The sequence below is a fragment of the Streptomyces sp. RLA123 genome (genome assembly GCF_056270165.1).
In genome coordinates this window covers 2599896-2620939 of the sequence record NZ_JBWDOR010000003.1, presented here as the reverse complement: position 1 = coordinate 2620939, position 21044 = coordinate 2599896, and the positions used below count along the sequence as shown (strand labels likewise).

Here is a 21044-nt window from a genome sequence, read left to right as displayed (position 1 = left end):
CGGCACGCTTCCGGAGCACCGATGCGACGCAGGCCCAAGCCCCCGCCCTCCCCGCTGCCCCAGCGCCACGGGGTCGACGCGGTGCGCCTGCGGCTGCCGGAGGCCGGGCCCTGGACGTCGGTGCGCGACCACCTGGTGGAGCGGCTGACGGCCGTGCCCGCGGAGCATGTCGAGACGATGCTGGCGGCCGGGGAGATCCACGCCGCCGACGGGCCCGTGCCCCCCGACGCGCCCTACCGGCCGGGCGCCTTCCTCTGGTTCCACCGGGACTTCGCACCGGAGGTCCCCGTCCCGTTCGCCGTCGAGGTGCTGCACCGGGACCACGCGCTGCTGGTCGTCGACAAGCCGCACTTCCTCGCCACCACCCCGCGCGGCAGTCACGTCACCGAGACCGCCCTCACCCGCCTGCGCCGCGACCTCGGCCTGCCCGCGCTCAGCCCGGCCCACCGCCTCGACCGGCTGACGGCGGGCGTGGTGATGTTCGTGATCCGCCCCGAACTGCGCGGTGCCTACCAGACCGTCTTCCGCGACCGCCGGGTGCGCAAGGAGTACGAGGCCCTGGCCGGGTTCGATCCCGCGCTGGAACTGCCGCGCACCGTGGAGAGCCGGATGGAGAAGGAGCGCGGGGTCATCGCCGCGCGGGAGGTCCCCGGCCCGCCCAACGCCCGAAGCCGGGTGGAACTCCTGTCCCGCCACGGCGCCCTGGCCCGCTACCGGCTGCACCCGGAGACCGGCCGCACCCACCAGTTGCGCGTCCATATGAACAGCCTCGGCCTGCCCATCGCCGGCGACCCCGTCTATCCCGACGTCCTGCCCGAGCCCGCCCCCGGCGACTTCGGCCGCCCCCTCCAGTTGCTCGCCCGGCTGCTGGAGTTCGACGACCCGGTGACCGGCGAGCACCGCCGATTCGTCAGCCGCCGGACGCTGCGCCTCCCCCCGGAATCCGCGTAGACCCGCACCGCTAGAGTCCGGGCATGCCGATCCGCGCCGTGCTGTGGGACATCGACGACACGATCTTCGACTACTCGGGGGCCGAACGCGCGGGCGTGCTCGGCCATCTGCGGAGCGAGGGACTGCTCTCCGCCTTCGAGGACGAGGACCGGGCCGTCGCGCGCTGGCGCGAGGCGATGAACCTGCACTACGGACGCTTCCTCGCGGGCGAGATCACCTGGGCGGAGCAGCGCAGGGAGCGGGTCCGCGCCCTCCTGGGCCCGGCCGTGTCCGGTGAGGCGGCCGACGCGTGGTTCGCGGCCTACTACCTCCACTTCGAGGCCGCCTGGGCCGTCTTCCCCGACGTCGTCCCCGCCCTCGACGCGCTCACGCCCGGCTTCCGGCACGGGCTGCTCTCCAACTCCGCCACCGCCCACCAGGAACGCAAGCTCGCCCGGCTCGGCCTGCGGGACCGCTTCGAGTGCCTGCTCTGCTCACGGGAACTGGGGTACGCCAAGCCGGCGCCGGAGGCCTTCCTGGCCGCGTGCGAGGCGCTGGGCCTGCCGCCGGCCGAGGTGGCGTACGTCGGGGACAAGGCGGACACCGACGCGCGCGGGGCGAACGCCGCAGGTCTTCACGGTGTGTGGCTGGACCGAACGGGTAGCGTCACCGCCCCCGACCTGCGACGGATCACCGGACTGGCACAGCTGCCGGCCCTCCTGGCGGCGGATACCCGTTTTGGAGCCCCGTCTTCGATCGGGTAATGTTCTTCCTGCGCCGCCGGGCGGGCCGAAAAGCCGGTCCGGAGCGCACGCCAAACAACACCCCCCACGGGGGGTTGTGTTTTGGTGGGGTATGGTGTAATTGGCAGCACGACTGATTCTGGTTCAGTTAGTCTAGGTTCGAGTCCTGGTACCCCAGCGCAGTTCTTCTCTGCAGAGCCCCCGTTGTGTAGCGGCCTAGCACGCTGCCCTCTCAAGGCAGTAGCGCCGGTTCGAATCCGGTCGGGGGTACTGATCTCTCTTGCAGGGATCGCTAGGGGCCCCCGTTGTGTAGCGGCCTAGCACGCCGCCCTCTCAAGGCGGTAGCGCCGGTTCGAATCCGGTCGGGGGTACTTGACACACCATGGGGTATGGTGTAATTGGCAGCACGAGTGATTCTGGTTCATTTAGTCTAGGTTCGAGTCCTGGTACCCCAGCGTAGTCAACTGACTTGCCCCCGTTGTGTAGCGGCCTAGCACGCCGCCCTCTCAAGGCGGTAGCGCCGGTTCGAATCCGGTCGGGGGTACATCAGGAAGAGGCCCCTCGCTTCGGCGGGGGGCCTCTTTTGTCTCTCCGCTCTTCGCAGGGCGCTTCGCGCCCCGTCGCGTCACTCAACTCCGAAGCGCCGCAAGGACTCCTCGGCCTCGGCGAGCCGGCGCAGGCTCAGCAGCACGGGCTCGTAGAGCACGGTCAGCGTCACGGCGGCGGCGGCCTGTTCGAGCGGGGTGTCGTAGAGCTCGACCAGATCCAGGTCGTGCACGGCCTGTTCGGCGGCGAGACGGGCGTAGGGCTCCAAGTGCCGTGCCCCGCTGGGGTATCCGAGCCGGGTGAGTGCGGCAACAGCGGCCACGAGCATCCGGTACGCGGGGGAGTGGTCGTGCCGCTCGCCTCCGCAGGCCCAGCCGAGCCCGGACATCAGGAGCTCCACTTCCCGGCGGGCGGTGACCGTCGCCGGGTCGTCCTCGTCGGGCTCCGGGCCGTGCGGCAGCGCGAACGTGGCCGCGCCCAGCCGCATGTGCTGGTTGAGCGATTTGTCCTCCACCGCGGCGAGCACCTCGCGGGCGGTGGCCACGGGCACCTTGCCGACCTGGATCAGGGCCCGTACGAAGCAGAGCCGGCGCAGGTGATCCTCGCCGTACTCGGCCTGGGTGGCCGTGACGCGACGGCCCGGTGGCAGCAGGCTCTCGCGCAGGTAGTACTTGATCGTCGCCGTCGGCACGCCGCTGCGCTCGCTCAGTTCCGACAGTCGCATTCCTCTTGCGCCCTCCACTGGATAGTGGCACTATCTAAGCATGGATAGTGCCACTATCCAATCAGTGCCCATGCCGGGTACGGGTCTCGGCCGACGGGTGCCGGGTGTCCGTCATGGGTGAGGGGGGAGAGTCATGTCCGTAACGCTGATTCCGGGCCGCAACACGGCTGCCGCGGAGGGGGAGGTCGTCGTCTTCCACATCGGGATGCGGATCAACCGCCTGTGGGCACTGCGCAGCTGGCTGCCGGCCTTCATGGCGATGCCGCGCATGCTGCGCGAGCTGTCGCAGGACCCGAGCGGCGGATTCCTCGGTTACCAACTGCTGCTGGGCTCACCGAGGCTGTTCTATGTCGTGCAGTACTGGGCGACCAAGGAACAGCTGATCGCCTACGCCTCCCAGCAGGACAGACAGCACCGGCCCGCGTGGGCGGAGTTCAACCGCCGTGCGCGGGCCGGCAAGGGGCGCGTGGGCATATGGCACGAGACCTATGCCGTGCCGGCCGGCTCCTACGAGTCGGTGTACGTCGACATGCCCGCCTTCGGGCTCGGTGCCGCGACCGGCGTCCTCCCGGTGGGCCGTCGCGGCGAAACGGCGGCCGAGCGGCTGCGGGCCGCCAAGGCGTAGCGGCCGGTGGGAGCGTCGCCGCGGTTCAGCCGGTGCGGCGCAGCGCCTCGGACAGCCGGCCCGCGGCGTCCACGACGGCCTGGGCGTGCATGCGGCCGGGGTGCCGGGTCAGCCGCTCGATGGGACCGGAGACGGACACGGCCGCCACGACGCGGTTGGACGGTCCGCGCACCGGAGCGGAGACGGACGCCACACCCGGTTCGCGCTCGCCGATCGACTGCGCCCAGCCCCTGCGGCGCACGCCCGACAGCGCGGTGGCGGTGAAACGGGCTCCCTGCAGGCCGCGGTGCAGCCGCTCCGGCTCCTCCCAGGCCATCAGGATCTGGGCGGCGGAGCCCGCCTTCATCGGCAGGGTGGATCCGACGGGCACGGTGTCCCGGAGTCCGGACAGCCGCTCGGCGGCCGCGACGCAGATGCGCATGTCGCCCTGGCGCCGGTAGAGCTGCGCGCTTTCGCCGGTCATGTCCCGTAGGTGCGTGAGCACCGGGCCGGCGGTCGCCAGCAGACGGTCCTCGCCCGCCGCGGCGGCGAGTTCGGAGAGCCTGGGGCCCAGGATGAAGCGTCCCTGCATGTCGCGGGCGACCATGCGGTGGTGCTCCAGTGCGACGGCGAGACGGTGCGCGGTGGGGCGGGCGAGACCCGTGGCGCCCACGAGTCCGGCCAGGGTGGCCGGACCGGACTCCAGCGCGCTGAGCACCAGAGCCGCCTTGTCGAGAACGCCGACGCCACTACTGTTGTCCATGCAACGATACTCGCGTCTCACTCTGTGAAACGCAAGTTCAATTTTTCCGTGAACGCGGCACGCTGGATGAACAGGGCCGGAGCCCCCATCCGCACAAGGGGTGGAGACGTCCGGCAACGACGAACAGGCCGGCAACGCGGCCGGTCGGAGGGAATGCGATGGCCAGGACACTCGCGGAAAAGGTCTGGGAGGATCACGTCGTGCGGCGCGCCGAAGGCGAGCCCGACCTCCTCTTCATCGACCTGCATCTGCTCCACGAGGTCACGAGCCCGCAGGCTTTCGACGGTCTGCGGATGAACGGCCGTCCGGTGCGCCGGCTGGACCTCACCATCGCGACCGAGGACCACAACACCCCGACCCTCGACATCGACAAGCCGATCGCCGACCCGGTCTCGCGCACGCAGCTGGAGACGCTGCGCAAGAACTGCGCCGAGTTCGGGGTGCGGCTGCACCCGCTGGGCGATGTCGAGCAGGGCGTGGTGCACGTGGTCGGCCCGCAGCTGGGCCTGACGCAGCCGGGCATGACCGTGGTCTGCGGCGACAGCCACACCTCCACCCACGGCGCCTTCGGCGCGCTGGCGTTTGGCATCGGCACCAGCCAGGTCGAGCACGTGCTGGCCACCCAGACGCTGCCGCTGGCCCCGTTCAAGACCATGGCGATCACCGTCGACGGCGAACTGCCCGAGGGCGTCACGGCCAAGGACCTGATCCTGGCGATCATCACCAAGATCGGTACGGGCGGCGGCCAGGGCTATGTCATCGAGTACCGCGGCTCCGCCATCGAGAAGCTCTCGATGGAGGCCCGGATGACCATCTGCAACATGTCGATCGAGGCGGGCGCCAGGGCCGGCATGATCGCCCCGGACCGGACCACCTTCGACTACCTCCAGGGCCGTGATCACGCCCCGCAGGGCGAGGACTGGGACGCCGCGGTCTCCTACTGGGAGACGCTGAGGACCGACGAGGACGCCGTCTTCGACCACGAGGTCGTCATCGAGGCCGCCTCACTGTCGCCGTTCGTCACCTGGGGCACCAACCCCGGCCAGGGTGCTCCGCTGAGCGCCTCCGTACCGGACCCGGCGTCCTTTGCCGATCCCAGCGACCGGCTGGCGGCCGAGAAGGCGCTGGAGTACATGGGCCTGGAGGCCGGAACGCCGCTGCGGCAGGTCGAGGTCGACACCGTCTTCGTCGGCTCCTGCACCAACGGCCGCATCGAGGACCTGCGCTCGGCCGCGTCGATCGTCAAGGGCCGCAAGGTGGCCGACGGTGTGCGCATGCTGGTCGTCCCCGGTTCGGTCCGGGTCGCGCTGCAGGCCGTCGAGGAGGGCTTGGACCAGGTCTTCAAGGAGGCCGGCGCCGAATGGCGGCACGCGGGTTGCTCGATGTGCCTGGGTATGAATCCCGACCAACTGGCGCCCGGTGAGCGCTCCGCGTCCACCTCCAACCGCAACTTCGAGGGACGGCAGGGCAAGGGCGGCCGCACCCACTTGGTGTCCCCCCAGGTCGCCGCGGCCACCGCGGTCAACGGCCACCTCTCGTCCCCCGCCGATCTGCCCGGCGACGCCGTCCTGGAGGCCTGAGAACCATGGAAGCTTTCACCACGTACACCGGCCGGGCGGTCCCGTTGCGCCGGAGCAACACCGACACCGACCAGATCATCCCGGCCCACTGGCTGAAGAAGGTCACCCGCAACGGCTTCGAGGACGGCCTGTTCGAGGCCTGGCGCAAGGACCCCGAGTTCATCCTCAACCAGCCCGAGCGCAAGGGCGCCGGGGTTCTGGTCGCCGGCCCCGACTTCGGGACCGGCTCCTCCCGCGAGCACGCCGTGTGGGCGCTGCAGAACTACGGTTTCCAGGCCGTGATCTCCTCCCGTTTCGCCGACATCTTCCGTGGCAACTCGCTGAAGAACGGCCTGCTCACCGTGATCCTGCCGCAGGAGACGGTCGAGCGGCTGTGGGAGCTCACCGAGGCCGACCCGGCCGCCGAGATCACCGTGGACCTCCAGACCCGCGAGGTCAGGGCCGAGGGCATCACCGCGCCCTTCGAGTTGGACGACAACGCCCGCTGGCGGCTGCTGAACGGCCTGGACGACATCAGCCTCACCCTGAAGAACGAGGCCGACATCGCCGCCTACGAGGCCGGGCGTCCCTCCTACAAGCCGCGGACTTTGCAGGTCTGAGCCCTTTCCGGCCCCCGCGAGGCGCGTCCGCGCCGCCGGTCTTCCGTCGTCCCGCAGCGCCCCCCGCCCCCACCGGGCGGGGGGCGCTGCGGCGTGTTCGGCTCCACACCTCGTGACAACTCACCGCAGATGACACAATCGGCACATGGAACACGATGGCCAACTCGAGCTGTACGCGTTCCTCGCTGCCAGGTTGAAGCAGGCCCACACCCGTGTGGCGGGTCTGCAAGTGGCGGAGGAAGTCCGGGTGCAGTTGGCCCGGAAACTTCTCGTCATCACCGCCGCCTCGAAGCACGATCTCGCAGGTGCGGCAAGGCGTCTGGAGGATCTGATGAAGGACCTCGACGAAGGCCGATTCCCCGATCAAGAGCCTTCCTGAGCCCGGAGTTCGTTGCGGCACAAGGGTGATTCGCCCGTTTCGTATTTGATTTGCGGTATATATCCGCCTAGCGTGCGAAAAAGGCCCGAACTCATCGCCGGGCAAGTTTCCGAAGGGGAAGACGTGAACAAGGCGCAGCTCGTTGAAGCGATTGCCGACAAGCTCGGCGGCCGTCAGCAGGCCGCTGAGGCGGTCGACGCGGTCCTGGACGCCATCGTCCGCGCGACCGTCAACGGCGACCGGGTCTCGGTGACCGGCTTCGGTTCGTTCGAGAGGGTGGAGCGTCCCGCCCGCTACGCCCGCAACCCGCAGACCGGGGAGCGGGTCCGGGTCAAGAAGACCTCCGTGCCGCGCTTCCGCGCCGGCCAGGGCTTCAAGGACCTGGTGAGCGGGACGAAGAAGCTCCCCAAGGCCGGCGAGGTCTCCGTCAAGAAGGCGCCCAAGGGCAGCCTGACCGGCGGCGTCACCGCCAAGGCCACCACGAAGAAGGCCGCCGCCAAGAAGACCACGGCGAAGAAGGCGGCCACCGCCAAGGCGGCGGTCAAGAAGACCACGGCCGCCAAGACCACCGTGAAGAAGACCACGGCCGCCAAGACCACGGCCAAGAAGGCGGCGGCCAAGAAGACCACCGCCAAGAAGGCCACCGCCAAGAAGACGGCGCCGGCCAAGAAGGCCCCCGCCAAGTCGGCGGTCCGCAAGACGGCCACCAAGCGCGCCGCGAAGCGGTAGCCGGCACCGACCCGACACAGCGACGGGCCGGGCACCCCCTCGGGGGCGCCCGGCCCGCTGCGTTGTTCCGGTGCCTCCCGTGCCCGCGCCGCTTCCCGCTGCCTCAGGCCCCGGGGTCGGCGAAGGTCTGCAGCGTCACGAAGACCACCCGGCGTGCCTCGCCGCTGCCTTCGGTGCGGATGCGCACCCGCTGACCGGGCCGCAGCAGCCGCAACCCCCCGGCGTCGAACGCCGCCGCGTCGAAGGGCAGCGGCGTCCCGTCGTCCAGCAGTACGCTGCCGGCGCGGGTCTCGGGGTCGTAGGTGTACGCGGTCGCCTGCATGAGGGGCAGCCTATCCGGCCGCCCGCCTGCGGTTCCGGCCCCGCCGGTGCCGCAGCCCCGGTTCACGCCGGCTCGGCCGGGCTCACCTCCCGGCCCGGTGCTGCCACCGGCCGGGCCCGTAGCAGCTCGCGCGTGTGTCGACCGACGCCCAGGACCAGGGCGGCCCGCAGGTCCTCGCCCGTATCCACGTCCTGGCGCACGGAGTCCACGCCCGGCAGCGTGATCTCGCGTGCGCCGGAGGCCCGGTGACGGGCTCGTGAGGCGCCGCCGAAGGCCGGATCCAGTGGCGTCCCGGCCGTCGCCGCCAGCAGCGTGGTGCCGATTCCGGCCGTGTCGGCCAGAAATGCCCGTCCAGGGCGTTGAGCGGCCGCGTCGAGCACCATCGCCAGGTCCGGGGGCCGCAAGGCCGGGAGATCGGCGTTGAGGGCCGCCACAGCGGCTTCCGGGCGCAGCCGGCGGACATGGTCGGCGCCGTACCCCAGCGCGGCGTTGAGCCCCGCCGCGGGGGAGTCCGCCACCACTCGGGCCCCGAGCGCCGTCAGCGCGGCGCCGGCGAGGGGATCGTCCGTGACGACCGTCACGTCCAGGACCGCGGGGCAGGCCAGCACCGCCGCCACGGTGTCCTGGGCGAAAGCCAGTGCCAGCCCGGGCCGCACGGGCCCGGCGGCCGTCGCGAGCCGGCTCTTGGCCTCGGCCAAGGGCTTCAGCGGAACCACGAGTGACCATTTCGACGAGTTCACTGCTACCGACACCGAACTATTGTGCTCGGGGTTTCCCGAGGCCACCGCCACCGCCGCTCCACCCTGGCGTTACGGTGGCTTACCGGCGACACTTGTGCGGCTGCACCGGCCGTACGACGGTGCGCCGTCCCACAGCACGGCCGCGATCCGGTGATCCCGGGTCGGCGGCGGAACGAGGAGGAGTTCTGGTGTCCCGCCGCAGAATCGGCTTCTGGTACCGGCTCGCAGCAGTCATCGCGAAACCGCCGCTCGTCGTCCTGTTCAAGAGGGACTGGCAGGGAATGGAGCACATTCCGGCCGACGGCGGATTCATCACGGCGGTCAACCACAACTCGTACCTCGACCCGTTGTCGTACGCGCATTTCCAGTACAACACCGGGCGGGTCCCGCGCTTCCTTGCGAAGGCGCCGCTGTTCAAGCCCGCGTTCGTCGGGGCGATCCTGCGCGGCACCGGACAGATCCCCGTGTACCGGGAGAGCACCGACGCCGCCGACGCCTTCCGCTCCGCGGTGGACGCCATCAACTCCGGCGAGTGCGTCGCCTTCTACCCCGAGGGCACGCTGACCCGCGACCCCGAGATGTGGCCGATGGTCGGCAAGACCGGCGTCGCGCGTGTCGCGCTGATGACCAAAGCGCCCGTCATCCCGGTCGCGCAGTGGGGCGCCAACGAGGCCGTCCCCCCGTACGCCAAGGAGAACAAGGTCCGGCTCTTCCCGCGCAAGACGCTCAGGGTGCTCGCCGGTCCGCCGGTGGACCTGTCCGCGTACTACGGGCAGGACCTCACCGCCGAGGTGCTCAGGGAGGCCACGGACGTCATCATGGCCTCGATCAGCGACCTGCTCGGAGAACTGCGCGGCGCGACCCCGCCGTCCGAGCGCTTCGACCCGCGCAAGCAGAGGGGAACCAGCAAGTGACGACGCGCTGCGCGGTCTACGGCACCGGCTCCTGGGGCACCGCCTTCGCGATGGTGCTCGCAGACGCCGGGGCCCGGGTGACCATGTGGGGGCGCAGCCCCGAGGTGGTCAAGGCGGTCAACAGCACCCACGCCAACCCGGGCTACCTCCCCGGCGTCGAACTGCCCGCGGCGATCACGGCGACCACCGACCCCGCGGAGGCCGCCCAGGACGCCGAGTTCGTCGTCCTCGCCGTACCGTCGCAGACGCTGCGCGGCAACCTGGCCGCGTGGCAGTCGGTGCTGCCGCCCGATTCGGTGCTGGTCAGCCTGATGAAGGGCGTCGAACTCGGCACCGCCAAGCGAATGAGCGAGGTCATCGCCGAGGTCGCCCAGGCCGGCCCGGAACGCGTCGCCGTGCTGTCCGGACCCAACCTGGCCAAGGAGATCGCCGCCCGGCAGCCCGCCGCCTCGGTCGTCGCCTGCCGCGACGAGTCGGTCGCCAAGCGGCTCCAGGCCGCCAGCCACACCGCGTACTTCCGCCCCTACACCAACACCGACGTGGTCGGCTGTGAACTGGGCGGCGCCGTCAAGAACGTCATCGGCCTCGCCGTCGGCATCGCCGACGGCATGGGGCTGGGGGACAACACCAAGGGCTCGCTGATCACGCGCGGTCTGGCGGAGACCACCCGGCTCGGCATCGCGCTCGGCGCCGACCCGCTGACCTTCTCGGGTCTGGCGGGCCTCGGCGACTTGGTCGCCACCTGCTCCTCACCGCTGTCCCGCAACCACGTCTTCGGCATCAATCTCGGCAAGGGCATGACGGTGGAGGAGACCATCGCCGTCACCCGGCAGACCGCCGAGGGCGTCAAGTCCTGCGAGTCGGTGCTCGACCTGGCACGGCGGCACGGTGTCGACATGCCCATCACCGAGACCGTGGTCGACATCGTCCACAACGGCAAGCAGCCGGTCGTCGCGGTCAAGGAGCTGATGTCGCGGTCCGCCAAGTCGGAGCGCTGACGTCCGGGACGGTAGGGTCAACGCGACATGAGCATTCAGCCTTCTTCACGCAAGCCGCGCGTCGCGGTCGTCTTCGGCGGACGCAGTTCCGAGCACGCCATCTCGGTCGTCACCGCGGGTGCCGTGCTGAGCGCCATCGACCGCGACAAGTACGACGTGCTGCCGATCGGCATCACCAGCGACGGACGTTGGGCGCTGACCACCGACGACCCGTCCCGGATGGCGATCGCCGACCGCGCGCTGCCCAACGTCGCCCAGCTCGCCGAGACCGCGGAGGGCTCGGTGTTCCTGCCGGTCGACCCGGCCAGCCGGGAGGTCGTGTACAGCGAACCCGGCTCGGTGCCCAAGGCGCTCGGCGACGTCGACGTCGTCTTCCCCATGCTGCACGGTCCGTACGGCGAGGACGGCACTCTCCAGGGACTGCTGGAACTGTCGGGTGTGCCCTACGTCGGCTCGGGCGTGCTCGCCTCGGCCGTCGGCATGGACAAGGAGTACATGAAGCGCGTCTTCATCTCCTTCGGCCTGCCGGTCGGTCCCTATGTCGTGATCCGGCCGCGCGAGTGGGACGGCGATCCCGCCGCGGCCCGCAAGAAGGTCGTGGACTTCGCCGCGGACCACGGCTGGCCGGTCTTCGTGAAGCCGGCCCGCGCCGGCTCCTCCATGGGCATCAGCAAGGTCGACGACCTCGCGGGCCTGGACGAGGCGATCGAGGAAGCCCGCCGCCACGACCCCAAGGTGCTGGTGGAGTCGCTGCTGCGGGGCCGCGAGATCGAATGCGGTGTCCTGGAGTTCGAGGACGGCCCGCGGGCCTCGGTGCCGGCCGAGATCCCGCCGGTCACCGCGCACGACTTCTACGACTTCGAGGCGAAGTACATCGACTCCGCCGAGGGCCTGGTCCCCGCGCCGCTCACCGCCGAGCAGACCGCCGAGGTCCAGCGGCTCGCCGTGGCCGCGTTCGACGCGGCGTCGTGCGAGGGCCTGGTCCGCGCGGACTTCTTCCTGCTGGACAGCGGCGAGTTCGTGATCAACGAGATCAACACAATGCCGGGCTTCACGCCGATCTCCATGTACCCGCGCATGTGGCGGGAGAGCGGGGTCGACTACCGGGAGCTCGTGGACCGGCTCATCCAGGCCGCCCTGCGCCGCCCCACCGGACTGCGCTGATCCCGAACCCCCGGGACCTCAGAGCTCGGTCGGGATGGACTTCTTGACGGCGTTCCCGAGGTCGGCCAGCGGGTTGACCTCGGGTGCGTACTTCGCCGGCACGCTCACCTCGACGAACGTCGCGCGCCCGGTGGTCGTGAAGCGGTAGCCGTCGCCGGTCTGCTCCATGAGCCAGCTCACCCCGTTGACGTCCACCGCGTCCGCGGTGGGGTTGTACGCCGCGCTGCCCGGTGTCAGTGTCTCGGGCCGGGGCACACCGCAACGCAGTACCACCGTAGGATCCCCCCAACCGGCAGTGAGGGCGGAGACGGGCGACAACGACCGCGCGGACAGCCCGTCCACCCGGTGCGGCAACGCGTCGTGGAGGCTGCCGCACAGCGTGGCGGCCTCGGCGGAGGGTGACGGTACGGCGACCCCGCTGGCGGGAGTTCCGTCGGCGGACACGTAGACCGCCGCCGCGGAGAGGCACGCGACGGCGGACACGGAGACAAGCACGACCCGGCGGCGATACATCACCCGCGGAGCCTACAGGGGGTTAGAGGTGGACTACCGGGCAGGTGAGCGTGCGGGTGATGCCCTCCACCTGCTGCACTCTCGCCACCACGAGACGACCGAGGTCGTCGACCGTCTCCGCCTGGGCACGCACGATCACGTCGTACGGCCCGGTGACGTCCTCGGCCTGGATCACCCCGGAAATCTTGGAGATCACCTCCGCTACTGCCGAGGCCTTACCGACCTCGGTCTGAATCAGAATGTACGCCTGTACCACGGAACCTCCAGGGCGGCTACGAGGATCATGTGGGAGGGAACGTCACGGTACCGCGTCGCCGCACGCTGCGGGGAGACCCGCGCGGTACCGGACGCCCGAAAGCCGCCACGGAAGCGATGACAGAACAGAAACAGGACCGGCCAGGTGAAGGGGACAGTGGGATGAAGGGCACCGTGGGCGAGCTGGGGGAGTTCGGGCTCATCAGGGAGTTGACCTCGCGGCTCACCTCCAGCCCCGCCGTACGGCTCGGGCCGGGCGACGACGCCGCCGTCGTCACCGCGCCGGACCGGCGCGTCGTGGCCACCACCGACGCGCTCGTGGAGGGGCGGCACTTCCGCCGGGACTGGTCCACCGCCTACGACGTGGGCCGCAAGGCCGCCGCGCAGAACCTCGCGGACATCGCCGCGATGGGCGCCGTGCCGACCGCCGTGCTGCTCGCCCTCGTCGTCCCGGCGGACCTTCCGGTCACCTGGCCGCTGGAGCTGATGGACGGCATCCGTGACGAGTGCCAGGTGGCGGGGGCGGCCGTGGTGGGCGGCGACGTCGTGCGCGGCGACACGATCATGGTCTCCATCACCGCGCTGGGCGACCTGCGCAACCGCGAACCCGTCACCCGGTCCGGGGCGCGGCCCGGCGACATCGTGGCCGTCACGGGCTGGCTCGGCTGGTCCGCGGCCGGACTCGCCGTGCTCGCCCGCGGTTTCCGCTCCCCGCGCGCCTTCGTCGAGGCCCACCGCAGGCCCGAACCGCCGTACCACGCGGGGCCGGCCGCCTCCGAGCTCGGCGCGACCGCGATGACCGACGTCAGCGACGGACTGGTCGCCGACCTCGGGCACATCGCCGCGGCCAGCGGCGTCACCATCGACCTGACGTCGGCCGACGTCGACGTCCCGGCACAGATGGCCGACATCGGGCAGGCCGTCGGCGTCGACCCGCTGCACTGGGTGCTCACCGGCGGTGAGGACCACGCCCTTGTCGCGGCCTTCCCGCCGGACACCAAGCTGCCCGCCCGCTGGCGGGTGATCGGCCGCGTGGTGAAGGCCACCACCTCCCCGCAGGTCACCGTTGACGGCGCGCCCTGGGAGTCGGCGGGCGGCTGGGACCACTTCGGCGACGAGTGAGGGCGACGACTAGATTCGCCGTATGACGATCCCACCGCGTGTGCTCACCGTCGCCGGCTCCGACTCCGGCGGCGGCGCGGGCATCCAGGCCGACCTCAAGACGATGCTGGCCCTCGGGACGCACGGCATGAGCGTGATCACGGCCGTCACGGCGCAGAACTCGCTCGGAGTGCAGGGCGCCTGGGAGCTCCCGGTCGACGCGGTACGCGCCCAGTTCCGCAGCGTCGTCGACGACATCGGCGTACAGGCCGTCAAGACCGGCATGCTCTCCTCGCCCGCCCTTGTCGAGGCCGTCGCCGAACTGCTGGCCCCGCTGGGCGTTCCCGTGGTCGTCGACCCGGTCGGCGTCTCCAAGCACGGCGATTCGCTACTGGCCGCCGACGCCGTCGACGTGGTCCGCACCCGGCTGCTGCCTCTGGCCACCGTCGCCACCCCGAATGTGGACGAGGTGCGGCAACTCACCGGCGTCGTGGTGGACGGCGAGCCCGCGCTGCGCGAGGCCGCCGCCGCTGTTCTGGCCCTCGGCCCGCGCTGGGCGCTGATCAAGGGCGGTCACCTGGACGGCGATGCGGTGGACCTGCTCACCGACGGTACCCGGGAGCACTGGCTGCGCGCCCCCCGCCATGACAACCGTCACACCCACGGCACCGGATGCACGCTCGCCTCCGCCGTGGCCTCCTACCTCGCCCGCGGCCTGGACGTCCCGGACGCGGTCGACGCCGCCAAGGAGTACGTCACCGGCGCCATCGCCGCGGGCTTCCCCCTGGGCGGGGGCATCGGGCCGGTCGACCACGCGTGGCGGCAGCGCGGCTGAACGCGGGTACGGCAGAAAGCCGGTCCACCCTGAGGTGGACCGGCTTCGAGTAGCCGCAAGGCTGCGCTACGACGTCGAATGCGTCAGCGCGCGACCTTGCCGGCCTTGATGCACGAGGTGCAGACGTTGAGGCGCTTCGGCGTCCGCCCGACCACTGCACGCACCGTCTGGATGTTGGGGTTCCAACGACGGCGGGTACGGCGGTGCGAGTGCGAAATGTTGTTGCCGAAGCCCGGCCCCTTGCCGCAGACGTCGCAGTTGGCAGCCACGGGTCACTCCAAAGACTTCAGATGCACTAACGGATAGATCCCGCCGGTGTCGGATGTCCGTTCAAAATAATTTGAGGGAAAACCGGTGGTACCGAGGGACGGCCCGGGACAGCCCCAGGCAACCGGAGCAGCATACTACGTCCGCTCCTGTCCCTCGAAATTACCATGGTCAGCGGGACGGCCCGGTCCCCCGCCGGGTCCCGCGCCTCAGTACGCTGCGTGCGGAACCCTGCCTCTTCCCCAGGTCCCTGGCCGCCCCCCCCCGCAGGAGGAACACGTGCCGCCGACGCTCGATGCCCCCGCGGTGCGCGTATGGTGCCGGCTCGCCCTTCAGGCACTCGGCCGGGCGCGCGAGGAGATCGACGCGATCAACGTCTATCCCGTCGCCGACGGGGACACCGGCACCAACATGTACCTCACCGTCGAATCCGCCGCCCAGGCCGTGGACGCGGTCTTCGACGGTCACGCCGCCTCCGGGACCGAGCCCGACCTCTCCTCGTGCCTGCGCTCCATGGCGCACGGCGCCCTCATCGGGGCCCGCGGCAACTCCGGCACGATCCTCGCCCAACTGCTGCGCGGCATGACCGAAGTGCTCGCCTCCGGCTCCGGGGACCTGCGGCCCGCGCTGCGCCGGGCCGCGGAGTCCGCGTACCAGGCGGTCGCCCATCCCGTCGAGGGCACCATGCTCACCGTGGCGACCGCCGCGGCCGAAGCCGCCGCCGCCACGGCGGACGCGGCCGCCGACGCCTGGGCGGTGGCCCGGGCCGCGTACGAGGGCGCGCGCCGCGCACTCGCGGCGACCCCCGCGCAGTTGGACGTCCTCGGGAACGCCGGTGTGGTCGACGCCGGCGGCCGGGGGCTCGTGGCCGTCCTGGGCGCTCTCGCGGACGCGGTCTCCGGACAGGCCCCCATGGGCCCGCTCGTCGACGCCCTCCCCAAGGGCCCCGCCCTCCCGTTCGGCTGCGCGCCCGGCGGCGACACCGGCGATCCGCACGTCGTGCCCGGCGGCCCCGGCTTCGAGGTGGTCTACCTCCTCGACGCGCCCGACACCGCCGTCGGCGGCCTGCGCAGCAGACTCGACGGGCTCGGAGACTCCCTGGTGGTCGTCGGCGGCGACGGCCTGTGGAACGTCCACGTCCACGTCGACGACGTCGGCGCCGCCATCGAGGCCGGGATCGAGGCCGGACGGCCGCACCGCATCAAGGTCACCCACTTCGGCGACCAGGCCCGCGCTCACGAGCGCGGCGCCCGCGGGCAGCGCGGCAAACCCGCCCTGCGCGCCGTCGTCGCGGTCGTGCGCGGCGACGGCCTCGCCGCGCTGTGCGCCGCGGCCGGCGCCGAGGTCATCGCCGTCCGGCCCGGGGAGCCGCCCGCCAGCGGCGAGATCGCGGAGGCCATCCGCCGCGCGTACGCCCGCGAGGTCGTGCTCCTCCCCAACGACGTCGAACTGCGGCACGCGGCCGGGGCCGCGGCCGAACAGGCCCGTGCGGACGGGGTCCGGGTCGCCCTCATCCCCACGCGGTCCGCGGTCCAGGGCATCGCCGCCCTCGCCGTCCACGAGCCCACGCGGCGCTTCGACGAGGACGTCGTCGCGATGACCTCCGCGGCCGGCGCCACGCGCTACGCCGAACTCGCCGTCGCGGAGACGCAGTCATGGACCATGGCGGGTGTCTGCCAGGCCGGCGACGTCCTCGGCCTCATCGACGGCGATGTCGCCATCATCGGCGGCAGCCTCGTCGAGACCGGGATCACGGTGCTCGACCGGATGCTGGCGGCGGGTGGGGAGATGGTCACCCTCGTGCTGGGCGCGGACGCGCCGGCCGATCTGGCGGGGCGGCTCGAGGCGCACGTCCGGGACAGTCACCTCGCGGTGGACACGGTGGTGTACGCGGGGGGGCAGGAGCGGTGCCCGCTCCTCATCGGCGTCGAGTAGTTCTCCCGCCCCTCCCCGGTGGGGGGAGAGACGGCACCGAGCCCGGGCTGCCCGTTGGCGATCTCTCCCGCGGCGGCTCCGCTGCGCCGACGATGGCGCGAGCCGCGGCCGCCTCTGCACCCCCACCGGGGATCAGGCGCGAACACAACGGAGGGGGCGGGGGTGGTGGGTGCACCCCCGGCCGAAGGCACCTCAATGTGCTGTCCACAATGGCCGGCCCCGGAGGCCCCGAACCCGCCCCCCACGAAACGCGCGTCGGGGCGCCCTGACTTCACAGGGCTGGGGGCACCCCCGGCCGAAGGTTTGGGGGAGGGAGGGCGGGCGGGGAGAAAACCCGGCACAGCAAGCGCAGCGCCTGGCACGCTCGCGATGTCCGCCGCGTGCGCAAAGATGGACGCGATGTCTGCTGCCCTTGACGAACCGCTCGCAAAATCCGTCGGCGGCCGCACCGCAAAGGTGTTCGCCGACCACCTCGACCTGCACACCGTCGGGGACCTTCTGCACCACTACCCGCGCCGCTACGCCGAGCGCGGTGAGCTGACGCGCCTGTCGGACCTTCCCCTCGACGAGCACGTGACGGTCGTCGCGCGCGTGGCGAAGGCGACGAAGAAGACCTACGGCCCGGGCAAGGCACGCCTGGAGGTGGTCGTCACCGACGGCAGCGGCTCGCTGACGCTGGTGTTCTTCGGCCGGGGGGTGTTCAAGCCGGAGCAGGACCTCCTCCCGGGCCGGCGTGGCATGTTCGCCGGCAAGGTGTCGGTGTTCAACCGTGCGCTGCAGCTGGCGCACCCGGAGTACCAGTTGCTGGACGCCGAGGAGGACAAGGGGGCCGTCGACGCCTTCGCGGGCCGGCTGATGCCGATCTATCCGGCGTGCAAGCAGGTCAATTCGTGGACGATCGCGAAGACCCTGGACACGGTGCTGACCTCGCTGGGGGCGACGCAGTGGGCCGGGACGGGGGAGCCGTTGCCGGGCGCGTTGCGCGAGTCGCACGGGCTCGTGCCGTTGCCGGAGGCACTGGAGAAGATCCACCGGCCGCGGACGAAGGCGGACATCGCCGTCGCCAAGGACCGCCTGAAGTGGGACGAGGCGTTCGTGCTGCAGGTGGCCCTCGCGCGGCGCCGGGCCGCGGAGTCGGCGTTGCCGGCGGTGCCGCGGGTACCGGCGCGGGACGGGCTGCTGAAGGCGTTCGACGCACGGCTGCCGTTCACGCTCACGGAGGGCCAGGAGGCCGTGTCGGCGGAGATCTTCGCGGATCTGGCGACGGACCACCCGATGCACCGCCTGCTGCAGGGCGAGGTGGGTTCCGGCAAGACGATGGTGGCGTTGCGCGCGATGCTCGGGGTCGTGGACGCGGGCGGTCAGGCCGCGATGCTGGCGCCGACGGAGGTGCTGGCCCAGCAGCACCACCGGTCGATCAAGGAGATGATGGGCGACCTCGCCGAGGCGGGTCTGCTGGGCGGTTCCGAACTGGGCACGAAGGTGGTGCTGCTGACCGGTTCCATGGGGGCCGCCGCGCGCCGTCAGGCGCTGCTGGACCTGGTGACGGGCGAGGCCGGCGTCGTCGTGGGCACGCACGCGCTGATCGAGGACAAGGTGCAGTTCCACGACCTCGGCCTGGTCGTGGTCGACGAGCAGCACCGCTTCGGGGTCGAGCAGCGCGATGCGCTGCGGGGCAAGGCGAAGCAGCCGCCGCATCTGCTGGTGATGACGGCGACGCCGATCCCGCGCACGGTCGCGATGACGGTCTTCGGTGATCTGGAGACCTCCGTGCTGGACCAGTTGCCCGCCGGCCGTTCGCCGATCGCGACGCACGTGGTGCCGGCCAAGGACAAGCCGCACTTCCTGTCGCGCGCGTGGGAACGGGTCCGCGAGGAGGTCGAGAACGGCCACCAGGGGTACGTGGTGTGCCCGCGCATCGGCGACTCGGACGACGAGGCGGACACGCAGAAGAAGAAGTCGGCGGAGGACGAGGCGGAGCGGCGGCCGCCGCTGGCGGTGCTGGAGATCGCCGAGCAGCTGGTGAAGGGGCCGCTGGCAGGCCTGCGGGTCGAGGTCCTGCACGGCAGGATGCATCCGGACGCCAAGGACGACGTGATGCGCCGCTTCGCCGCGGGGGAGGTGGACGTGCTCGTCGCGACGACGGTGATCGAGGTCGGCGTCAACGTCCCCAATGCCACCGCCATGGTGATCATGGACGCGGACCGTTTCGGCGTCTCGCAGCTGCACCAGTTGCGCGGCCGGGTCGGCCGCGGTTCGGCGCCGGGGCTGTGCCTGCTGGTGAGCGAGATGCCGGAGGCGAGCCCGGCCAGGGCGCGGCTGGACGCCGTGGCAGGGACGCTGGACGGGTTCGAGTTGTCCCGGATCGACCTGGAGCAGCGCCGGGAGGGCGACGTGCTCGGGCAGGCGCAGTCCGGGACCCGGTCCTCGCTGCGGATGCTCACCGTCATCGACGACGAGGACGTGATCGAGGCCGCCCGCGAGGAGGCCGTCGCGCTGGTCGCGGCGGACCCCGAACTGGCCGGGCAGCCCGATCTGCGCAGTGCCCTGGAGAGCCTGGTCGACGCGGACCGGGAGCAGTATCTCGACAAGGGCTGACGGACCGTCAGTGTCAGACCCTCCTGGGAGAATGGACACAGTCCGCGCCGATCCGCTCGGGAATCGGCGTAGTTGGACCTTTGGGGGCTGATTTCATGTCGTTCCGTCATCTCAACGAACTGCCGCTCGGTGAGAAGGTCTTCCGGATCGAGCTCTCCAGCGACGACGACAGCACCGTGACCCTCTCCCTGGCCGGCTGGTCCGAGGACGACCCGGACACCCTCCTCGCCTCCGGCACGCTCACCCTGCCGCTGGCCGACGTCGCGTCCCTGCGCATCGCCCTCAACCGCGCGCTGCGGGCGCTCGCGCTCGTGGCCGACGTGGCCGAGCCCATCCCGGACCGCGACGTGCTGCGGGAGCTGTTCCCGGGGCACGGCGCCCCCTGGGTGCCGCAGCACGAGGAGGAACTGGTCCGCCGGTTCCACGACGGCGATTCCGTCGCCCGGATAGCCGCCCGCTTCGGCCGCACTCCCGACTCCCTGCGGACGAAGCTGCGCGAACTCGGCCACGACCCGCGCCGCCCCGAGTACTGCCCGCCCGACGGGTGCCTGTCCTGGTCGCGTTACGCCTCGCCGGCGCTGGTGGGTTCGCCCGCGCCGGAGGCCGGGGGCGAGCAGGGCCGGGACTGACCTACGTATCGTGGGGGAGCGGCGCCCCAGGGTGCCGCTCCGCCCGCCCACGAGACGAATGAGCCGCAGATGACCCGCGTGATCGCCGGAGCCGCCGGTGGCCGCCGCCTGGCCGTACCGCCGGGCAACGGCACCCGCCCCACCTCGGACCGGGCCAAGGAGGGGTTGTTCTCCACCTGGCAGTCGCTGCGCGGCACCCTGACGGGCGCTCGGGTGATCGACCTCTACGGCGGTTCGGGCGCCGTCGGTCTGGAGGCGCTGTCCCGCGGGGCCGAGCATGTACTGCTGGTCGAGGCCGACCCGCGGGCCGCGCGCGTCATCCAGGACAACGTACGCACCCTCGGCATGCCCGGTGCCGAGGTGCGGGCCGGCAAGGCCGAGAAGGTGATCGCCGGACCGGCCCCGCAGGATCCGTACGACGTGGTCTTCCTGGACCCGCCGTACGCCGTCACCGACGACGAGCTGCGAGAGATCCTGCTCACACTCCGTACGCAGGGCTGGCTCGACGCCGACGCGGTCGCCACCGTGGAGCGAAGCACCCGAGGCGGGGAATTCCGCTGGCCCGAGGGCTTCGAAGGGCTGCGGGCCCGCCGCTACGGCGAAGGAACGCTTTGGTACGGTCGCGCCGCCGACGTCACTGACGCGTCATGAACCAGCCGCAGAGCCCTCAGAGCGAGGAGTCACCGTTGCGCCGCGCAGTCTGTCCGGGGTCCTTCGACCCCGTCACCAATGGACACCTCGACATCATCGCCCGTGCCTCCCGTCTCTATGACGAGGTCTATGTGGCCGTGATGATCAACAAGTCCAAGCAGGGGCTGTTCTCGATCGAGGAGCGCATCGCCCTCATCCAGGAGGTCGCCGCCGACTACGGGAACGTCCGGGTCGAGGCCTTCCACGGCCTGCTCGTCGACTTCTGCAAACAGCGCGACATCCCCGCCATCGTCAAGGGGCTGCGCGCGGTCAGCGACTTCGACTACGAGCTGCAGATGGCCCAGATGAACAACGGGCTGTCCGGGGTGGAGACGCTCTTCGTCCCCACCAACCCCACCTACAGCTTCCTGTCCTCCAGTCTCGTCAAGGAGGTGGCGCAATGGGGCGGTGACGTCGCCCACTTGCTGCCCCCCGTCGTGCTGGAGGCCCTCAAGAAGAAGCTCGCGCAGCAGTAGAGTCTGTGAC

Annotated in this window: 24 protein-coding genes and 5 tRNA genes; 22 read left to right on the top strand and 7 right to left on the bottom strand. The window is 71.3% G+C overall.

Annotated elements, in window-relative coordinates; genetic code table 11:
- Positions 1 to 21: 21 nt before the first annotated feature.
- The 7 genes from RV983_RS11725 (at position 22) to RV983_RS11695 (ending at position 2217) form a co-directional block, all read left to right on the top strand.
- Positions 22 to 951, top strand: a complete 930-nt coding sequence (locus tag RV983_RS11725; protein WP_475985738.1) for a pseudouridine synthase — start codon at positions 22 to 24, stop codon at positions 949 to 951.
- 23 nt (positions 952 to 974) lie between these two features.
- Positions 975 to 1694, top strand: coding sequence for an HAD family hydrolase (locus RV983_RS11720; protein ID WP_475985737.1), 720 nt, complete (start codon positions 975 to 977; stop codon positions 1692 to 1694).
- A gap of 85 nt (positions 1695 to 1779) precedes the next feature.
- Positions 1780 to 1851, top strand: a tRNA-Gln gene (locus RV983_RS11715).
- Positions 1852 to 1870: 19 nt separating this feature from the next.
- Positions 1871 to 1943: transfer RNA gene (locus tag RV983_RS11710), tRNA-Glu, on the top strand.
- 28 nt (positions 1944 to 1971) lie between these two features.
- Positions 1972 to 2044, top strand: a tRNA-Glu gene (locus RV983_RS11705).
- A 12-nt stretch (positions 2045 to 2056) separates the two neighbouring features.
- Positions 2057 to 2128, top strand: a tRNA-Gln gene (locus RV983_RS11700).
- 16 nt (positions 2129 to 2144) lie between these two features.
- A tRNA-Glu gene (locus RV983_RS11695) sits at positions 2145 to 2217 on the top strand.
- 81 nt (positions 2218 to 2298) lie between these two features.
- Here RV983_RS11695 and RV983_RS11690 read toward each other — a convergent pair.
- Positions 2299 to 2943 (bottom strand): MerR family transcriptional regulator, encoded by a 645-nt coding sequence (locus RV983_RS11690; protein ID WP_475985736.1) that lies wholly within the window; start codon positions 2941 to 2943, stop codon positions 2299 to 2301.
- Between the two features lie 133 nt (positions 2944 to 3076).
- Between RV983_RS11690 and RV983_RS11685 the strand changes: the two genes are divergently transcribed.
- Positions 3077 to 3568, top strand: a complete 492-nt coding sequence (locus RV983_RS11685) for a DUF4188 domain-containing protein (RefSeq protein WP_475985735.1) — start codon at positions 3077 to 3079, stop codon at positions 3566 to 3568.
- A gap of 25 nt (positions 3569 to 3593) precedes the next feature.
- On the opposite strand, the gene ndgR is transcribed toward RV983_RS11685, so the two are convergent.
- Entirely contained in the window at positions 3594 to 4310 is a 717-nt protein-coding gene (ndgR, locus tag RV983_RS11680) for an IclR family transcriptional regulator NdgR (RefSeq protein WP_475985734.1), read from the bottom strand.
- Positions 4311 to 4468: 158 nt separating this feature from the next.
- On the opposite strand from ndgR, the gene leuC reads away from it, so the two are divergent.
- The 4 genes from leuC (at position 4469) to RV983_RS11660 (ending at position 7597) form a co-directional block, all read left to right on the top strand.
- Entirely contained in the window at positions 4469 to 5890 is a 1422-nt protein-coding gene (leuC, locus tag RV983_RS11675; protein WP_475985733.1) for a 3-isopropylmalate dehydratase large subunit, read from the top strand.
- 5 nt (positions 5891 to 5895) lie between these two features.
- Positions 5896 to 6489, top strand: a complete 594-nt coding sequence (leuD, locus tag RV983_RS11670) for a 3-isopropylmalate dehydratase small subunit (RefSeq protein ID WP_475985732.1) — start codon at positions 5896 to 5898, stop codon at positions 6487 to 6489.
- Between the two features lie 145 nt (positions 6490 to 6634).
- Complete coding sequence (locus RV983_RS11665) at positions 6635 to 6868, top strand: SCO5555 family protein (RefSeq protein WP_475985731.1); 234 nt, start codon at positions 6635 to 6637, stop codon at positions 6866 to 6868.
- Positions 6869 to 6991: 123 nt separating this feature from the next.
- Entirely contained in the window at positions 6992 to 7597 is a 606-nt protein-coding gene (locus RV983_RS11660) for an HU family DNA-binding protein (protein WP_475985730.1), read from the top strand.
- 103 nt (positions 7598 to 7700) lie between these two features.
- Here RV983_RS11660 and RV983_RS11655 read toward each other — a convergent pair whose 3' ends face one another.
- Complete coding sequence (locus RV983_RS11655) at positions 7701 to 7919, bottom strand: hypothetical protein (RefSeq protein ID WP_319659761.1); 219 nt, start codon at positions 7917 to 7919, stop codon at positions 7701 to 7703.
- 62 nt (positions 7920 to 7981) lie between these two features.
- On the bottom strand, positions 7982 to 8671 hold the full coding sequence (gene cofC / locus RV983_RS11650; protein ID WP_475985729.1) for a 2-phospho-L-lactate guanylyltransferase: 690 nt from the start codon (positions 8669 to 8671) through the stop codon (positions 7982 to 7984).
- A gap of 176 nt (positions 8672 to 8847) precedes the next feature.
- Here cofC and RV983_RS11645 point away from each other — a divergent pair, with 176 nt between their 5' ends.
- From RV983_RS11645 to RV983_RS11635, 3 genes are read left to right on the top strand one after another with little or no spacing between them, the layout of a single operon-like run.
- On the top strand, positions 8848 to 9573 hold the full coding sequence (locus RV983_RS11645) for a lysophospholipid acyltransferase family protein (RefSeq protein ID WP_475985728.1): 726 nt from the start codon (positions 8848 to 8850) through the stop codon (positions 9571 to 9573).
- Complete coding sequence (locus RV983_RS11640; protein WP_475985727.1) at positions 9570 to 10571, top strand: NAD(P)H-dependent glycerol-3-phosphate dehydrogenase; 1002 nt, start codon at positions 9570 to 9572, stop codon at positions 10569 to 10571. Before RV983_RS11645 ends, RV983_RS11640 begins: the two co-directional genes overlap by 4 nt.
- A gap of 27 nt (positions 10572 to 10598) precedes the next feature.
- Entirely contained in the window at positions 10599 to 11735 is a 1137-nt protein-coding gene (locus RV983_RS11635) for a D-alanine--D-alanine ligase family protein (RefSeq protein WP_475985726.1), read from the top strand.
- Positions 11736 to 11753: 18 nt separating this feature from the next.
- On the opposite strand, the gene RV983_RS11630 is transcribed toward RV983_RS11635, so the two are convergent.
- Together RV983_RS11630 and RV983_RS11625 are read right to left on the bottom strand one after the other, a co-directional pair.
- The gene (locus tag RV983_RS11630; RefSeq protein ID WP_475985725.1) at positions 11754 to 12218 is read right to left on the bottom strand and encodes a DUF3515 domain-containing protein; all 465 of its coding nucleotides are present in this window, start codon (positions 12216 to 12218) and stop codon (positions 11754 to 11756) included.
- A gap of 52 nt (positions 12219 to 12270) precedes the next feature.
- Positions 12271 to 12504 carry an Lrp/AsnC family transcriptional regulator gene (locus RV983_RS11625; protein ID WP_319659755.1) on the bottom strand — a complete coding sequence of 78 codons (234 nt, stop codon included), beginning with the start codon at positions 12502 to 12504 and terminating at the stop codon, positions 12271 to 12273.
- Positions 12505 to 12665: 161 nt separating this feature from the next.
- On the opposite strand from RV983_RS11625, the gene RV983_RS11620 reads away from it, so the two are divergent.
- Both RV983_RS11620 and thiD read left to right on the top strand, forming a co-directional pair.
- Positions 12666 to 13625 carry a thiamine-phosphate kinase gene (locus tag RV983_RS11620; protein ID WP_475985724.1) on the top strand — a complete coding sequence of 320 codons (960 nt, stop codon included), beginning with the start codon at positions 12666 to 12668 and terminating at the stop codon, positions 13623 to 13625.
- A gap of 22 nt (positions 13626 to 13647) precedes the next feature.
- Positions 13648 to 14439, top strand: a complete 792-nt coding sequence (gene thiD, locus RV983_RS11615; protein WP_475985723.1) for a bifunctional hydroxymethylpyrimidine kinase/phosphomethylpyrimidine kinase — start codon at positions 13648 to 13650, stop codon at positions 14437 to 14439.
- Positions 14440 to 14522: 83 nt separating this feature from the next.
- Here the strand turns inward: thiD and rpmB are convergent, their stop codons facing one another.
- The gene (gene rpmB / locus RV983_RS11610) at positions 14523 to 14708 is read right to left on the bottom strand and encodes a 50S ribosomal protein L28 (RefSeq protein ID WP_014628431.1); all 186 of its coding nucleotides are present in this window, start codon (positions 14706 to 14708) and stop codon (positions 14523 to 14525) included.
- A gap of 277 nt (positions 14709 to 14985) precedes the next feature.
- On the opposite strand from rpmB, the gene RV983_RS11605 reads away from it, so the two are divergent.
- From RV983_RS11605 to coaD, 5 genes are all read left to right on the top strand, one after another.
- Complete coding sequence (locus RV983_RS11605; protein ID WP_475985722.1) at positions 14986 to 16641, top strand: DAK2 domain-containing protein; 1656 nt, start codon at positions 14986 to 14988, stop codon at positions 16639 to 16641.
- 399 nt (positions 16642 to 17040) lie between these two features.
- Positions 17041 to 19239, top strand: a complete 2199-nt coding sequence (gene recG / locus RV983_RS11600) for an ATP-dependent DNA helicase RecG (protein ID WP_475985721.1) — start codon at positions 17041 to 17043, stop codon at positions 19237 to 19239.
- Positions 19240 to 19334: 95 nt separating this feature from the next.
- Positions 19335 to 19868, top strand: a complete 534-nt coding sequence (locus tag RV983_RS11595; protein WP_475985720.1) for a hypothetical protein — start codon at positions 19335 to 19337, stop codon at positions 19866 to 19868.
- 69 nt (positions 19869 to 19937) lie between these two features.
- Complete coding sequence (gene rsmD / locus RV983_RS11590; protein ID WP_475985719.1) at positions 19938 to 20519, top strand: 16S rRNA (guanine(966)-N(2))-methyltransferase RsmD; 582 nt, start codon at positions 19938 to 19940, stop codon at positions 20517 to 20519.
- Between the two features lie 35 nt (positions 20520 to 20554).
- Positions 20555 to 21034, top strand: a complete 480-nt coding sequence (gene coaD / locus RV983_RS11585) for a pantetheine-phosphate adenylyltransferase (protein WP_475985718.1) — start codon at positions 20555 to 20557, stop codon at positions 21032 to 21034.
- Positions 21035 to 21044: the final 10 nt, after the last annotated feature.

What these genes read in the sequence shown, in the direction of transcription:
- RV983_RS11725 (WP_475985738.1), top strand. Translation starts at nt 22, where the DNA reads ATGCGACGCAGGCCCAAGCCCCCGCCCTCCCCGCTGCCCCAGCGCCAC.
- RV983_RS11720 (WP_475985737.1), top strand. Translation starts at nt 975, where the DNA reads ATGCCGATCCGCGCCGTGCTGTGGGACATCGACGACACGATCTTCGAC.
- RV983_RS11690 (WP_475985736.1), bottom strand. Translation starts at nt 2,943, where the DNA reads ATGCGACTGTCGGAACTGAGCGAGCGCAGCGGCGTGCCGACGGCGACG.
- RV983_RS11685 (WP_475985735.1), top strand. Translation starts at nt 3,077, where the DNA reads ATGTCCGTAACGCTGATTCCGGGCCGCAACACGGCTGCCGCGGAGGGG.
- ndgR (WP_475985734.1), bottom strand. Translation starts at nt 4,310, where the DNA reads ATGGACAACAGTAGTGGCGTCGGCGTTCTCGACAAGGCGGCTCTGGTG.
- leuC (WP_475985733.1), top strand. Translation starts at nt 4,469, where the DNA reads ATGGCCAGGACACTCGCGGAAAAGGTCTGGGAGGATCACGTCGTGCGG.
- leuD (WP_475985732.1), top strand. Translation starts at nt 5,896, where the DNA reads ATGGAAGCTTTCACCACGTACACCGGCCGGGCGGTCCCGTTGCGCCGG.
- RV983_RS11665 (WP_475985731.1), top strand. Translation starts at nt 6,635, where the DNA reads ATGGAACACGATGGCCAACTCGAGCTGTACGCGTTCCTCGCTGCCAGG.
- RV983_RS11655 (WP_319659761.1), bottom strand. Translation starts at nt 7,919, where the DNA reads ATGCAGGCGACCGCGTACACCTACGACCCCGAGACCCGCGCCGGCAGC.
- RV983_RS11635 (WP_475985726.1), top strand. Translation starts at nt 10,599, where the DNA reads ATGAGCATTCAGCCTTCTTCACGCAAGCCGCGCGTCGCGGTCGTCTTC.
- RV983_RS11620 (WP_475985724.1), top strand. Translation starts at nt 12,666, where the DNA reads ATGAAGGGCACCGTGGGCGAGCTGGGGGAGTTCGGGCTCATCAGGGAG.
- thiD (WP_475985723.1), top strand. Translation starts at nt 13,648, where the DNA reads ATGACGATCCCACCGCGTGTGCTCACCGTCGCCGGCTCCGACTCCGGC.
- recG (WP_475985721.1), top strand. Translation starts at nt 17,041, where the DNA reads ATGTCTGCTGCCCTTGACGAACCGCTCGCAAAATCCGTCGGCGGCCGC.
- RV983_RS11595 (WP_475985720.1), top strand. Translation starts at nt 19,335, where the DNA reads ATGTCGTTCCGTCATCTCAACGAACTGCCGCTCGGTGAGAAGGTCTTC.
- rsmD (WP_475985719.1), top strand. Translation starts at nt 19,938, where the DNA reads ATGACCCGCGTGATCGCCGGAGCCGCCGGTGGCCGCCGCCTGGCCGTA.